The sequence below is a fragment of the Streptomyces sp. NPDC005435 genome (genome assembly GCF_040703155.1).
Lineage (GTDB): Bacteria > Actinomycetota > Actinomycetes > Streptomycetales > Streptomycetaceae > Streptomyces.
On record NZ_JBEXEQ010000023.1, the window covers coordinates 63468 to 76918 of the forward strand.

Annotated in this window: 14 protein-coding genes; 9 read left to right on the forward strand and 5 right to left on the reverse strand. The window is 75.1% G+C overall.

Annotated elements, in window-relative coordinates:
- Positions 1–49: 49 nt before the first annotated feature.
- Positions 50–931: a YegS/Rv2252/BmrU family lipid kinase gene (locus tag AB0898_RS26255; protein ID WP_366805455.1), complete on the reverse strand. Its 882-nt coding sequence runs from the start codon at positions 929–931 to the stop codon at positions 50–52.
- 43 nt (positions 932–974) lie between these two features.
- A complete protein-coding gene (locus AB0898_RS26260; RefSeq protein WP_366805456.1) occupies positions 975–2558 on the reverse strand; it encodes an FAD-binding oxidoreductase in 1584 nt (527 codons plus the stop codon).
- Positions 2559–2674: 116 nt separating this feature from the next.
- On the opposite strand from AB0898_RS26260, the gene AB0898_RS26265 reads away from it, so the two are divergent.
- Genes AB0898_RS26265 through AB0898_RS26275 form a run of 3 tightly spaced genes read left to right on the forward strand, consistent with a single transcriptional unit; the run spans position 2675 to position 5560 of the window.
- Positions 2675–3274 carry a TetR/AcrR family transcriptional regulator gene (locus tag AB0898_RS26265; protein ID WP_366805457.1) on the forward strand — a complete coding sequence of 200 codons (600 nt, stop codon included), beginning with the start codon at positions 2675–2677 and terminating at the stop codon, positions 3272–3274.
- Positions 3271–4842 carry a glycerol-3-phosphate dehydrogenase/oxidase gene (locus AB0898_RS26270; protein ID WP_366805458.1) on the forward strand — a complete coding sequence of 524 codons (1572 nt, stop codon included), beginning with the start codon at positions 3271–3273 and terminating at the stop codon, positions 4840–4842. The genes AB0898_RS26265 and AB0898_RS26270 overlap by 4 nt, the downstream gene beginning before the upstream one ends.
- Before the next feature lie 37 nt (positions 4843–4879).
- Entirely contained in the window at positions 4880–5560 is a 681-nt protein-coding gene (locus tag AB0898_RS26275) for a hypothetical protein (RefSeq protein ID WP_366805459.1), read from the forward strand.
- Here AB0898_RS26275 and AB0898_RS26280 read toward each other — a convergent pair.
- A complete protein-coding gene (locus AB0898_RS26280; protein ID WP_366805460.1) occupies positions 5548–6027 on the reverse strand; it encodes a MarR family winged helix-turn-helix transcriptional regulator in 480 nt (159 codons plus the stop codon). The two genes, AB0898_RS26275 and AB0898_RS26280, sit on opposite strands and share 13 nt — an antisense overlap.
- 108 nt (positions 6028–6135) lie before the next feature.
- Between AB0898_RS26280 and AB0898_RS26285 the strand changes: the two genes are divergently transcribed.
- Positions 6136–6558 (forward strand): DUF1398 family protein, encoded by a 423-nt coding sequence (locus AB0898_RS26285; RefSeq protein WP_366805461.1) that lies wholly within the window; start codon positions 6136–6138, stop codon positions 6556–6558.
- Between the two features lie 18 nt (positions 6559–6576).
- Here AB0898_RS26285 and AB0898_RS26290 read toward each other — a convergent pair whose 3' ends face one another.
- Both AB0898_RS26290 and AB0898_RS26295 read right to left on the reverse strand, forming a co-directional pair.
- The gene (locus tag AB0898_RS26290; RefSeq protein WP_366805462.1) at positions 6577–7785 is read right to left on the reverse strand and encodes an MFS transporter; all 1209 of its coding nucleotides are present in this window, start codon (positions 7783–7785) and stop codon (positions 6577–6579) included.
- Between the two features lie 180 nt (positions 7786–7965).
- Positions 7966–8748, reverse strand: coding sequence for a glucose 1-dehydrogenase (locus AB0898_RS26295; protein ID WP_366805463.1), 783 nt, complete (start codon positions 8746–8748; stop codon positions 7966–7968).
- Between the two features lie 108 nt (positions 8749–8856).
- Here AB0898_RS26295 and AB0898_RS26300 point away from each other — a divergent pair, with 108 nt between their 5' ends.
- The 5 genes from AB0898_RS26300 to AB0898_RS26320 all read left to right on the forward strand — a co-directional run bounded on the left by AB0898_RS26300 (position 8857) and on the right by AB0898_RS26320 (position 13428).
- Positions 8857–9699 carry a helix-turn-helix transcriptional regulator gene (locus AB0898_RS26300; RefSeq protein WP_366805464.1) on the forward strand — a complete coding sequence of 281 codons (843 nt, stop codon included), beginning with the start codon at positions 8857–8859 and terminating at the stop codon, positions 9697–9699.
- 399 nt (positions 9700–10098) lie between these two features.
- A complete protein-coding gene (locus tag AB0898_RS26305) occupies positions 10099–11013 on the forward strand; it encodes a CAP domain-containing protein (protein WP_366805465.1) in 915 nt (304 codons plus the stop codon).
- Positions 11014–11141: 128 nt separating this feature from the next.
- Entirely contained in the window at positions 11142–11972 is an 831-nt protein-coding gene (locus tag AB0898_RS26310; RefSeq protein ID WP_366805466.1) for a serine hydrolase, read from the forward strand.
- 103 nt (positions 11973–12075) lie between these two features.
- Entirely contained in the window at positions 12076–13152 is a 1077-nt protein-coding gene (locus AB0898_RS26315; protein ID WP_366805467.1) for an NAD(+)/NADH kinase, read from the forward strand.
- A 120-nt stretch (positions 13153–13272) separates the two neighbouring features.
- Complete coding sequence (locus tag AB0898_RS26320; RefSeq protein WP_366805468.1) at positions 13273–13428, forward strand: DUF6131 family protein; 156 nt, start codon at positions 13273–13275, stop codon at positions 13426–13428.
- Positions 13429–13451: the final 23 nt, after the last annotated feature.

The following is a 13451-nucleotide window of genomic DNA, read 5'->3' on the forward strand; positions in this document are numbered from 1 at the left end:
GACCTCGGTGACGGAGCGTTGGTTGCGCGACGTTACCAGTTCGCGACGCTCAGCAGAGCACGGCGAGGTCGCGGGGGCGGACGCGGGCGGTGACGGGCAGGGTGGCCTCCACCTCGCCGTCGGCGCCGTAGGGCAGCGGGCGGGTGGCCTCGATGCGCAGTTCCCGGCCGCGTACGACGCTCACCTCGGGGCGGCGCACATGGGTGCCGGTCTTGAGGTCGTTCATGAGGGCGAAGAAGAGGGTGCGGGGCGCCTCGCGGATGAAGACGACGTCGAGGAGGCCGTCGTCGATCTCGGCGCCGGGTGCGATGACGCGGCCGGAGCCGTAGTAGCGGGAGTTCGCGGCGACGACGGTGAATCCCCGGTGTTCGTAGGGGACTTCGTCGATGGTGACGCGGAAGTCGGCGGGGCGCCAGCCGGCGACGGCGCGCAGGCCGCCCGCGTAGTAGGAGGCCGAACCGCGCAGCAGCCGGGCGTGGTTGGCGTACTGGTTGGCGAGCGCGTCCACTCCGGCGTACACGCTGCCGAGGACGACGGTGCGGGGGTGGACGGCGGACTCGACCTCGATGGTGTCGACCTGGCGGGGCTCGGCGCGCAGCAGGACCTCGGCGAGGGCGGCGGGCTCTGCGGGCTGGCCGAGGGCGCGGACGAAATCGTTGCCGCGTCCGGAGGGGATGAGTCCGAGGAGGGCGCCGGTGCCGCTGAGGGCGCCGCCTATCGCGCCCGCCATGCCGTCGCCGCCGACGGCGAGGACGACGCGGCCCGACTCCCCCGCCGCGCGGGCGAGTTCGCGGGCGTGGTCGAGGCCGTGGCTGTACTCGGTCTCCAGGGTGGCGCCCGCCTCGCGGAGCAGGCGGCCGACCGCGAGGAGGGTGGCGGCCCCGGTGGAGCCGCCCGCGGTCGGGTTGACCACGGCGGTGAACTGGCGCATCGGTGTGCCTCCGGGGCGAAGCGGTCGGGGAGTTGGGGGCCGGTCAGTCGGCGGGGAGCAGGACGCCGGGGTTGAGCAGGCCGTCCGGGTCGAGGCGGTTCTTCACGGCGCGCAGGGCGTCGACGGCGAGCGGGCCCGCCTCGCGCACATACCAGTCGCGGTGGTCGGTGCCGACCCCGTGGTGGTGGGAGATGGTGCCCCCGGCGGCGAGGATCGCCTCGTTGGCGGCGTGCTTGGCGGGGGTCCAGTGGGCCACCGGGTCCTCGCCCTGGGCGCTGACGACGGTGAAGTAGAGGGAGGCGCCGTTCTCGTAGACGTGCGAGACATGGCACATCACCAGCGGCGGGGTGCCCGCGCCGGTGAGGGTGTCGGTGAGCGCGGTGCGGACGGCGGCGTACAGCTCGGGGATGCGCGACCAGAACGCGGCGGTCTCCAGGGTCTCCGCGAAGGCGCCCGCGTCGAGGAGGGCGTCGCGCAGATAGGGCGCCGAGTAGCGGCCGTGGGCCCAGCGTTCGCCGGGTTCGGCGCCGGCGAAGACGCCCCCGGACGCGCTCAGGACGGCGGCGGCGCGTTCGCGGCGGAACGCGACGTCCTCCTGGGTGCCCTCGTACCCGGTGACGGCGAGGCACCCCTGGTCCGAGGCGGCGCCGATGCGGTCGGGCTGGGCGAGCCCGATCAGGGTCTCGGTCTCGTCGGACAGGCGCAGCACGGTGGGCCGGGGTCCGTCCTGGGCGAGGCGGCGCAGCGCGGCGGCGCCCTCCTCGAAGGAGCCGAACCGCCATGCCTCGTACAGCCGTTGCTCGGGCAGCGGGCGTACCCGCACGGTCACGGAGGTGATGACGCCGAAGGCGCCCTCGGAGCCCAGGATCAGCTGGCGCAGGTCGGGTCCGGCGGCGGAGCGGGGCGCGCGGCCGGTCTCGATGGTGCCCTCGGGGGTGGCGAGGGTGAGGCCGAGGACCATCTCGTCGAAGCGGCCGTATCCGGCGGAGGCCTGGCCGCTGGAGCGGGCGGCGGCGAATCCGCCGACGGTGGCCCACTCGTAGGACTGCGGGAAGTGGCCGAGGGTGAACCCGCGCGCGGCGAGCAGGGCTTCGGCCTCGGGGCCGCGCAGTCCGGGCTGGAGGACGGCGGTGCGGGAGACGGGGTCGAGGCCGAGCAGGCCGTTCATGCGGCGCAGGTCGAGGGCGACGAACTCCCTTTTCCGTGGGGCGAGTCCGCCGACGACGCTGGTGCCGCCGCCGAACGGCACGACGGCGAGTCCGTGCGCGGCGCAGGCCCGCAGCACGGCGAGGACCTGCTCGTGCGAGCCGGGCAGGACGACGGCGTGCGGTACGTCCGTCAGGTCGCCGGCGCGCAGGCGCAGCAGGTCGGGGGTGGACTTGCCGCGTGTGTGCCGGACGCGGGACTCGGCGTCGGTGCGCACGTGTTCGGGTCCGCCGACGGCGTCGGCGAGGGCGCCGAGCGCGGCCGGGTCGGCCGGGGGCGTGGGCAGGTCGAGGTCGGTCAGGGCGAGCGGGGCGGTGGTGCGCGGGCGGACGCCGAGCAGGTCGCGCAGCAGGCCGGTCACGTTCTCGGGCAGCGGTGCCGCCTTGGCCGGGTCGCCCCAGCCGTTCCACAGCATGTCCATCGAACGGTCGTCCTCACCAACTCGGTTCACACGGAAGGCGGTTCATACGGCGGCTCGCACGAGGCGGCGTACGGCCCCGGGTCCGCCGGACCCCTTGGGGCGTTACACTGTGACACATGACGTCCATCCGTCACAACAGTTCGGACGCCGACCCCGTGCTCGACGCGGTGCGCGACTGCGTCCTGGCCGTCGGCGTCCGCCGGACCACCCTCGCCGACGTGGCCCGCCGCGCCGGGGTCTCCCGGATGACGCTCTACCGGCGCTGGCCCGATCTGCGGTCCCTGGTGGGCGACTTGATGACCCGGGAATGGCTCGCGGTCGCCACGCGCGTCCTCCCCGAGGAGCGCGCGGGCACCGGCGCGCGGGAGCGGATCGTGGACGGACTGGTCACCGGGGTGGCCGAGTTCCGCGCCCATCCCCTCTTCCGCAAGATCGTCGACGTCGATCCCGAGCTGCTGCTCCCCTATGTGCTCGACCGGCGCGGCGCGAGCCAGCAGGCGCTGCTCGCCCTGCTGACCGAGTCGCTGCGGGCGGGCCACTCCGACGGCTCGGTGCGCGCCGGACACCCCGAACGGCAGGCGCGCGCCCTGCTGTTGACCGTGCAGTCCTTCGCGCTGTCGCTGCGCACCATGACCGACGAGGACGACCCCGAGCTGGACTCCGCGGCCCTGCTCGGCGAACTGCGCACCCTTCTGGAGAGGACCCTCACGCCATGAGCCGTACGGACGCCTCCGCCGGGGCGGTACCGGGATCGTCCCTCGACGCAGCCCGGCGCACCCGTGAACTCGCCTCCGCCACCGACGGATCGACGGCCGACGTGCTGGTGATCGGGCTCGGCGCGACGGGCGCCGGTGTCGCCCTGGACGCGGCGGCACGGGGTCTGAGCGTGGTCGCGGTCGACGCGCACGACCTGGCCTTCGGCACCTCCCGCTGGAGCTCCAAGCTGATCCACGGCGGGCTGCGCTATCTGGCCGCCGGGCAGTTCGACGTGGCGCACGAGAGCGCGGTGGAGCGCGGGGTGCTGATGACCCGCACGGCACCGCATCTGGTGGCCGCGCAGCCCTTCGTACTGCCGCTGACCCCGCTGGTGTCGCGTGGTCAGGCGTCGCTGGCCTGGGCCGGGTTCCGGGCCGGTGACATGCTGCGCCTGGCCGCCCGCACCCCGCGCCAGGTGCTGCCCGTGCCGCGCCGGCTCACCTCGGCCGAGGCCCGGCTGCTGGCCCCGGCGGTACGCGCCGAGGGCCTGCGCGGCGGGCTGCTCTCCTGGGACGGCAAGGTGACCGACGACGCCCGTCTGGTCACCGCGCTGGCCCGCACGGCCGCGGCGCACGGCGCCCGGGTCCTCACCCGGGTGCGCGCGCTGCGCCTTGACTCCGGGGGCGCCCGCGTCCGCGACGAACTCACCGGCCAGGAAGGGGAGATCAGGGCGCGGGCCGTCGTCAACGCGACCGGCGTGTGGGCGGGCGGCCTGGTCGAGGGGCTGCGTGTACGGCCCTCCCGGGGCACCCATCTGGTCCTGCGCTCGCGGCGGCTGGGCTCGCTGCCGGCCGGGCTGCACATCCCGGTCCCCGGCGAGACCAACCGGTTCGTCCTGGTCCTGCCGCAGGGCGACGGTCGTACCTACGTCGGGCTCACCGACGAGCCGGTGGAGGGCGACATCCCCGACGAGCCCGAGGTGCCGGAGACCGACATCGGCTTCCTCCTCGACGTGCTCGGCTCGGTCCTCGACACACCGGTGCGCCGGGACGAGGTGGACGGCGCCTTCGCCGGACTGCGCCCGCTCCTGGACACCTCGGCGCCCGGGTCGGCCGGGGCGCGCACCTCGGACATCTCGCGCAGGCACGCCGTGCTCACCTCGGGCGAGGGCGTGGTCACCGTGGTCGGCGGCAAGCTGACGACGTACCGCCGGATGGCCGAGGACGCCGTGGACGCGGCCGTCGCCGCCCACCGGCTCCCGGCCGGGCCCTCCCCCACCGCCGCGCTCCCCCTGGTCGGCGCCGCCGAACCGGCCGCCCTGCGCCGTCTGCCCGCCCCCGCCCGCCTTGTCCGCCGCTACGGCACCGAGGCGGCGGCGGTGCACGCGCTGGCCGAGCGGGACCCGGGTCTGGCCGAGCCGGTGATACCCGGCCATCCGGTCACCCGCGCCGAACTCCTGTGGGCGGTACGGCACGAGGCCGCCCTCGTACCGTCCGACCTGCTCGACCGGCGCACCCGGATCGGTGTCGTCCCGCACGACCGGGCCGAGGCGCTGGAGGCGGCGCGGGAGATGCTGGCGCGGGAGTAGGGGTTTCGCCGTAGGGGTCCGGGGGGAGTCGGGGCGGATGGTGTCCCCCGGATCGGAGCAGGCACACCCCGCCCCGCGCGAAGCGCACGGCGCCCCCGGGCGGCCCGCTCTGCTGCGCTTCGACGGCTGGATCACCGGCATCGGCACGGCCTCCGGCACCCGGCTGGTGCTGGGCCACTGGCCGCGCTCGCCGTTCGGCCCGTTCAGCGACGTGATGGTGGAGACCGCCGGCGGCCACCGGGTCCTGCTGGCCCCGACCCGCCGGACGGCGGACTTCATCGCCGGGACGTACGGCTTCGACGAGGTCAGGGTCGTCCCCGTAGGGGTACGGACCGACGGCGCCCACTGGAGCGTGGACGTGGGTCCGCTGCTCGCCCTGCGCTTCACGGTCGGCCGGCGCGGGCCGCTGGGGCTGCTGCTGCGGGCGGTGCCGGGCCGGGTGGCGGCCAGTACCGGGTGCGCCACGCTGTTCGACCCGTTCGCCCGGCTGCTGGGCCTGCGCACCCGCGGCTCGGCGGGAAACGGGCGCTACGAGTGGTACGGCGCCCGTGATCTGCGCCGGGTCACCGCCGCGACGGCCGTGTACGAGGGGCGCGACCTCGGACCCGTGGGGCCCGTGGTGCCGCCGGTGCGGTTCGGCTTCGGCTCGACTCCGCGCGGGCCCGGTCAGGCGCGGGTGACGACGACGGTACGGGTGCCGGCGGGTCAGCGGTTCTGATCGGCACCCTCGGGGCCGCCCGCGCCCTCTCCCCCGGCCGCTTCGTACCGGTCCAGCTCCGTCAGCAGCACGCGCAGGAACTCCCTGGCCGCGTGCACGTCCTCGCCCGGGATCTCCCCGAACACCGCGCGGTGCGTCGCCGTGGCGCGTTCGGTGACGCGGCCCAGTGCCTCGGCGCCCGCGCCGGTGAGGACCAGGAGGGGTGAACCCCGATGATCCGGGTTGGGCTCGAAGGCGGCGAGGTCCCGCTCGACCAGGTCGCCCGCGACCCGCTGGACGTTCTGCCGGCTCACCCCGAGCCGCCGCGCCGCCTGCGGCACGGTCAGCGGGCTCTCCGCCACCACGCTCATCACCTGCCAGCGGGCCTGCGTGAGCCCCTCGGCGGCAGCGGTCCGCTCCCCCAGCCGCCGCAGCGCGCCCGCCGCCTCGTACATGTCCGCGACCAGCAGTGCCGCCTCGTCACCCATGCCCAGCCTCCCGGCCCGCCCGTTCGCCATTGATACGGCAACAGCGTGCCACATCCGCACCACAGGGCCATTTTGACAACATGTTGCCATGATGGCAACGTGGCACCCATGACCCCCCACACCGCAGTCCCGACCCTCAAGGCAGCCCTGGAGCGCGGCGCCTCCGTGCGTCCCTCGGCGGGCGGCTTCCCCTACCTCGCCGAAGCCCTCCGCCAGGCAGGCACCACCCGCTGCACGATGACCGTCCCGTCCGGGGCGATGCTCTACGTCACCGACGCCGGACCCGTCGCCGTCCAGGGCGAGCCGCTGATCGGCGGCATGACCGACGTGCCGCCGTTCGACCGCGCGGCCCTGCTCGCCGCACTCCGCGCCGACCAGGCGGGCGAGACCTCGTTCCCCGAGTTCGTGCGGGGCTGCTGGGAGGCGGGGGTGGTCCGCTACGACGTCGATCTGACGGCGCGCACCTGCGTCTATCAGGGCGCCCGCGGTGAGACGTACACCGAGACATATCCGGCGGTCACCCTGCCGTGACGTCCCGCCGGGGAGCCGTCACAGCGCCTCCGGCGGCCGGCGCCCCACCCGGAAACCCACCGCCGCCACCAGCACGATCGCGCACGCCGTGAACACGATGCCCGCCCCGCGCACGTCGAGCGCCACGGCGAGGGCGCCCACGCCGACGACGGGCAGGGAGATGCCGAGGTAGGCGACGACGAAGAAGGCCGAGATGGTGGCGCCCCGGTGGTCCGGGGGTGCTGCCGAGCCGACCGCCGTGAGGCCCGCGCGGAACGCCATGCCCTGCCCGATCCCGCCCGCCACCGCCCCGGCGAGCAGCACCGGCAGCGACTCGGCCAGCAGCGAGACCCCGACCAGCACCAGGCCCGCGGCGAGCACCGCGCACCCCGTCGGGAGCGCGGCGCGCGGGCCCAGGCGCCCCATGAGGAGCTGGCCGACGGTCGAGGCGCAGAACACGCAGAACACGACGGCGCCGGTGACGGCGAGGTTGCGCTCGCCCAGCGTCTCGGTGAGGAACGCGGGGGCGACCGCCGTGAAGAGGCCGAGCAGGGAGAACCCGGCGAACGCGGCCAGCGCGCTCGGCCCGAACACCCCGCGCACCTGCGGCGGGATCGTCATGCCCTGGGGACGCAAGGGCGAGCGCCGCCCCTCGTGGCGGACCGTCTCGGGGAGCAGGGCGGTGACGGCGGCGGCGACGGCCAGCAGTCCCAGGTGCACGAGGAAGGGCAGGCTCAGCGGACGGGGCGCGTACTGCGCGAGGAAGCCGGAGAGCAGCGGGCCGAGGCCGAGGCCGCCCATGTTGGCCGCGGTGGCCGCGAGCGCGGCGCGCCCCCGCCGCCCGGCCGGTGCCAGATCGAGGACGGCCGCCGTGCCCGTGCCGCTGAGCAGCCCCGCCGAGAAGCCGGACAGCACCCGGCCGACGTAGAGCAGTGGCAGCCCCTGTTCGAAGAGGAAGCAGACCGCGCTGAGCGCGGAGAGCCCCAGGGCGCAGCCCAGCACCGGGCGGCGGCCCAGCACGTCGGAGGCGCCGCCCGCGACGAGCAGCGCGGTGATGACGCCGACGGCGTAGACGGCGAACACCACGGTGACGATCAGCTCGGAGAACCCGATCTGCTGCCGGTAGAGCCCGTACAGCGGCGTGGGGAGCGTCGTGCCCATCATGCCCACGGCGAAGACGCCCGCGGCGGCCGCGTAGCCCGGCCGCCGGCGCCGCCGCCGGGCGGGCCCGGTGTCGGAGTCGATCACGCTCCACCATAGGCACGGCCGCCCCGCACGGGACCGGCGCGGCTACGCCGGACGTGCGGGACGCGCGGGACATGTGCCGGACGCCCGGCCGGGCCGGCCCCACCGGCCCCACCGGACCTGCCGGCTCCGCCCGCCCCGCAGGACCCGCCCGCCCCGCAAGACGTGCCGCCCCCGCCGAGCTCAGAGCTTCGCGCCCCCGTCCACACGCAGGATCGTGCCGTTGACGTACGACGCCCGGTCGCTCAGCAGCCACGCCGCGGCCTCCGCGATCTCCTCGGGTGCGGCGGCGCGGCCCAGGGCGGTGCCCTGGGCGAGCCGTTCCAGCAGGCCCGGCGATTCGGCCTCCCAGGCGCGGATCATCTCGGTGAGCGTGCCGCCGGGGGCGATCGCGTTGACGCGGATGCCCTCGGGTCCGTAGGTGACGGCGGCGGACTCGGTGAGGCTGTTCAGGGCCCGCTTCATCGCGCCGTAGACCGGCAGTTCGGGGTTGGCGCCGTGGCTGCCGACGGAGGAGTTGTTGACGATGGCGCCGCTGCCCGCGGTGGCCCGGATCGCGGCCACCTCGGCGGCCATGGCGAGCCACTGGCCCTTGAGGTTGACGGCGTAGAGCCGGTCGAAGTCCGCCTCGGGCATCCGGTCCAGGGGGCCGGGCGGCTGGCCGGTCGCGCCGTTGTTGAAGGCGACGTCCAGGCGGCCGTAGCGGTCGACGGCGTGCTGTACGGCGGCGCGCACCGAGTCGGCGTCGGCCAGGTCGCACACGGTGTACGCGGCGGTCCCGCCGGCGGCGGTGATGTCCTCGGTCACCGTCTTCAACTGGTCCTCGGTGCGCGCGGCGAGCAGCACCCGGGCGCCCTCGCGGGCGAACAGCCGGGCCGCGGCGGCCCCGATCCCGCGTCCGGCCCCGGTGACGAGGGCGACCTTGCCGGCCAGCAGGCCGGGGGAGGTGGTGGTGGTGGTGTCCATGCCCGCAAGCCTGCGCCGCCGCCGCAGGCGCATCCAGGTACCACCGGTACCTGGCGGAATCCCGCCCGGTGCCCACCGCGCACGTCCGGACGGCGGAATACTGGAGGCGTGGACAGAGGACAACTGGCCGGGTTCCTGCGCAGCCGCCGGGAGCGGATCGGGCCCGCCGAGGTGGGGCTGCCCGCCGGGGCGCGGCGGCGGACGCCGGGGCTGCGGCGCGAGGAGGTCGCCGAGCTGGCGTTCATCTCGACGGAGTACTACACACAACTGGAGCAGGCCCGGGCCCCGCGCCCCTCGCGCGAGGTGCTGGCGGGGCTCGCGCGGGCGCTGCGGCTGTCGGACGCCGAGCGCGAGCACCTCCACCATCTCGCGGGCACACCCCCGGGCCCGCCGCCCGGCCCGTCGCGCGAGGTGCCGCGGAGCATCCTCGATCTGATCCACCGTCTGCCCGGCTCCGCCGCGTTCGTGACCTCGGCGACGTACGAGGTGCTCGCCTGGAACGACCTCACGGCCGCCCTGATGGAGGACTTCTCCGCCGTACCCCCGCGCGAGCGCAATCTGGCCCGGCGCGCGTTCCTCGGGCCGGACCCGGGGGACGGGCGGCTCTACGGCGTGTCCGACGCGGACGGGTTCGCGCGCTCCGCCGTCCAGGGGCTCCGCGCCACCGCCGCGCGCTATCCGGACTCCGCGGAGGTGACGGCGCTGGTCGACGAACTCCTCGCCGGGAGCCCGGAGTTCGCCCGTCTGTGGGCCGCGCACGACGTGGCGGCCGGCCACACCCTGCGCAAGACCTTCCGCCATCCGGCGGTCGGCCCGGTGACCGTCAACTGCGACGTCCTCCATCTCCCCGGCCGGGACCAGAACGTCGTCATCTACACCGCCGAGCCGGGATCGCCGTCCGAGGAGGCGCTGCGGCTGCTGGCGGCCGGGCGCGTGGAGGTGTCCGGCTGAGACGACCGGGCGAAATCGGACACGGTTCCGTGACGTCGGTCACAGCCTCCGCACGACCTACGCGGGCCGCTTAGTAGTCGGCGGCCCGATGACAAGTGAGATTTGTCCGTCTTGGTATGGATGTGGATCATTCCTGACCGCATGGGGTGATCTTCACCGGGGACCGCGATTCGTTTTCGCGAACGCACAGGGTTTCTGACGGCACGGCAGGGGCGGACCGACCCGCCGCCAGGGGGCCGCCCTGCCCCTTCCTGTACGTACAGACCGCTTCTGTCCTACGAAGCGAGGTAGTACGAGCTGCTCTTTGCGCACCCTGTGAACGCTTCCTAAGAATGGCGTCTCGCAGAGCGTCTTCGCAGTTGAGAAGGCGAAGTCCGCGCAATGGCAGTGAGGTCACACATGGCAAAGCACCGCAAGCAGCAGCAGTACCGGCGGTTGGTGATAGCCGCCGTCGCCGTCGGCGCGGTGGGTGTGCCCTCCGCCGCGATGGCCTGCGTCAAGTGGGGCGACGACAAGGGGGAGCAGACCGGCTCGGCGCCGTACCGCACGGCGTGGGACCGGCAGCAGGACACGGCGGACCACATGACGCGGGGCTGGGACCACCTCCGCCCCGAGGGCCACCGCAGCAGCCCGGCCGCCGACTCGACGGCGCCCGCCACCCCGGCCGCGACGCCCTCCGCCCAGCAGCACCGCGAGCACGCCGGGCCCCGTCGCACCGCTCCCGCCCGCACCCACCAGGCGGCGCCCCGCCCCAAGGCCACCACCTCCGCGCCCTCCTCGGCGCCGGTGAAGTCCGCCGCCCCGAAGGCCACTCCGGCCGCCGTGAAGACCGCGGTGGAGTCGGCCGCCGGAACCGCGTCCCCGAGCGCGCCCAGGCCGGCGCCGAAGCCGGTGCGGACGACCGCCGCCGCGACCCCGGCCCCGGCCGCCCCCGCCTCCGGTGCCGTCGCCCAGATCGTGCAGCTCGTCAACGCCGAGCGCGCGAAGGTGGGTTGCAGCCCCCTGACCGTCAACGCCGAGCTGAACAAGGCCGCGCAGGCGCACAGCGACGACATGGCGGCCCACCAGAACATGTCGCACACCGGCTCCGACGGCTCCGACCCGGGCACCCGGATCACCGCCGCCGGGTACCAGTGGAGCGCGTACGGCGAGAACGTCGCGTACGGCTACGCGACCCCGGCCGAGGTCATGGCGGGCTGGATGGCGAGCCCCGGCCACCGCGAGAACATCCTCAACTGCTCGTACAAGGAGATCGGCGTCGGTCTCGCGCAGCCGGGCAGCTACTGGACCCAGGACTTCGGCACCGCCCAGTAGGGCATGTCGCCCTGGTCACATTTCACGCGAACCGGGCCCCGGCGTGGCAGCCGTCACGCCGGGGCCGGGGCGTTTCCGTCTAGGTTCGCTCCACCGTGCCCCACCCCCCACCGCGAAGGGCGCTCCCCATGCTCCACCCGCTCACGCACCTGTTCCGCGCCGAAAGGGCGCGGCGCGCCACGGTCACGGGCGCGCTCGCCGCGCTGACGGCCGCGCTGGTGACGGCCGGCGCGCTCCCGGCCGCCGCCGCGCCAGGACACGGCTCGGACTTCGCCGAGTCGGTACGCGCCGAGGGCAAGGCCCGCGTCGCCGCCGCCGTCCTCGACCTGGACGGCCCGGGGCGCGAGCCCGAGGTCCACGGCGACACCGGCCCGTTCGACACGGCCAGCATCGTCAAGGTGGACATCCTCGCGGCAGCCCTGCTGCAGGCCCGGGACGCCGGGCACGGCCTGAACGCGGCGGAGCGCGAGCGGGCGAAGGCGATGATCGAGCACAGCGACAACGCGGCGGCGAACGCCCTGTGGCGGAGCATCGGGCGCGCCCCGGGCCTGAAGGCGGCCAACGAGCGGCTCGGGCTGACCGGCACCGAGGGCGGTTCCGGACCCCGCTGGGGACTGACCCGCACCACGCCGGGGGACCAGATCCGGCTGCTGCGCGCGGTGTTCGACCCCGGGCCGCACACCGCGCTCGACCAGACCTCCCGCGCGTACATCCGCTCGCTGATGGGGAACGTCGCCGACGACCAGTCCTGGGGCGTGTCGGCGGCCGGTTCGCACGAGGCGCTGAAGAACGGCTGGCTGCGGCGGAGCACCACCGGGCTGTGGGACGTCAACAGCGTCGGCCGGGTCGAGAAGGGCGGACACCGCTATCTCGTCGCGGTCCTCTCGGACGGCAGCACGTCCATGGAGGACGGTGTCGCGCTGGTGGAGCGGGCGGCCCGCGCGGCGGTCGCGGGCTGAGTCCGTCCCTCCGGGACCGCCGTGGGCGGCGTGGCGCGCCGCGCACCCGTAGCGGTTCCCGGCGAGGATGGCCCTCTGGGCGAGCGGCCGGGAGGCGACGGACATGACGGTGAACCGTATCGGCCTGGTCGTCCACGAGGGACGCCCGGCGGCCCTGGCCGCGGCGGAGACCGTGCGCGAGTGGTGCGCCGAGCACGCGGTGGGGTGCGCCGACATCGACGTGTGGGGCGACGGCACGCGGCACAGCGCCCGTGAGGAGGTCTCCGCGGCGCACGACCCGGATCTGATCGTCACCCTGGGCGGCGACGGCACCTTTCTGCGCGGTGCCCGCCTCGCGACGGAGGACGACGCGCTGATCCTCGGCGTGGATCTCGGACGCGTCGGGTTCCTGACCGAGGTGCCCGCTCCGGCGGTGCATGCCGCCCTGGACGCCGTGCGGGAGGACCGGTTCGACGTGGAGAGCCGGATGCTGCTCACCCTGCGCGCCTCGTGCCGCCTGGAGGTGCCCCCGCACATGGAGCCGCTGGTGGGCCACGGGCGCGGTCCCCTGCTGCCGCCGCCGAGGGTGCGCGGGGAATGCGAGCAGAGCGACGACTGGGGTGTCGCGCTGAACGTCACCGCGCTGAACGACGTGGTCGTGGAGCGGCTGACCCGGGACCGCCAGGTGTCGGTGGGCGTGTACATCGCCGGGCAGCTGCTCGCCTCGTACTCCGCCGACGCGCTGATGGTGGCCACGCCCACGGGCTCGACGGCGTACAGCTTCGCGGCCGGGGGGCCGGTCGTCTCGCCGCGCGCGGAGGGGCTGCTGTTCACGCCGGTCGCGCCGCACATGGCGTTCAACCGCTCGGTGCTGGCCGCCCCGGACGAGCCGATCGCGCTGCGCGTCCTGGAGCGCTCGGGTCCGGCCGCCGTCAGCATCGACGGCCAGGTGCGCGGGGTGCTCAACCCCGGGGACTGGATCGGGGTGTACGCGGCCTCCCGCAGGCTGCGGGTGGTACGGCTCGGGCCGATGGACTTCTACGGGCGGCTGCGCGAGCGCATGAACCTCACCGACGCGCCCGCCGCCGTGGCCGACGGCGGTGCCGCTCCGCTGTGGCCGGTGCGCACGCCGCCGCCGGGCGACCTCGCCCACCTCGCGCTGCCCACCCGGGCCGAGGACGGCGCGCGGCGGGAGTCCTGACGCCCGGTCGTACGCGCGCCCGTGCGGGCCGGCGGAAGATTTCCGCCGTCGGCAGGAGAATGCGGGCGGTTCGGGGGCACCAGGAGAGTCAGGAAGTCCCTTCCCCGCAGGAGGCAGACCATGATCGCCGTCGGTGTCATCTTGCTCATCATCGGTTTTCTGACCGGGATCTCGATCCTGTGGACCATCGGCATCATCCTGGCGGTGGTGGGTGCCGTGCTGTGGATCCTGGGGGCCACCGGTCACGCGATCGCCGGCCGCCGTCACTACTGGTGACGCCCGGACCGGGCGCGTCCGGC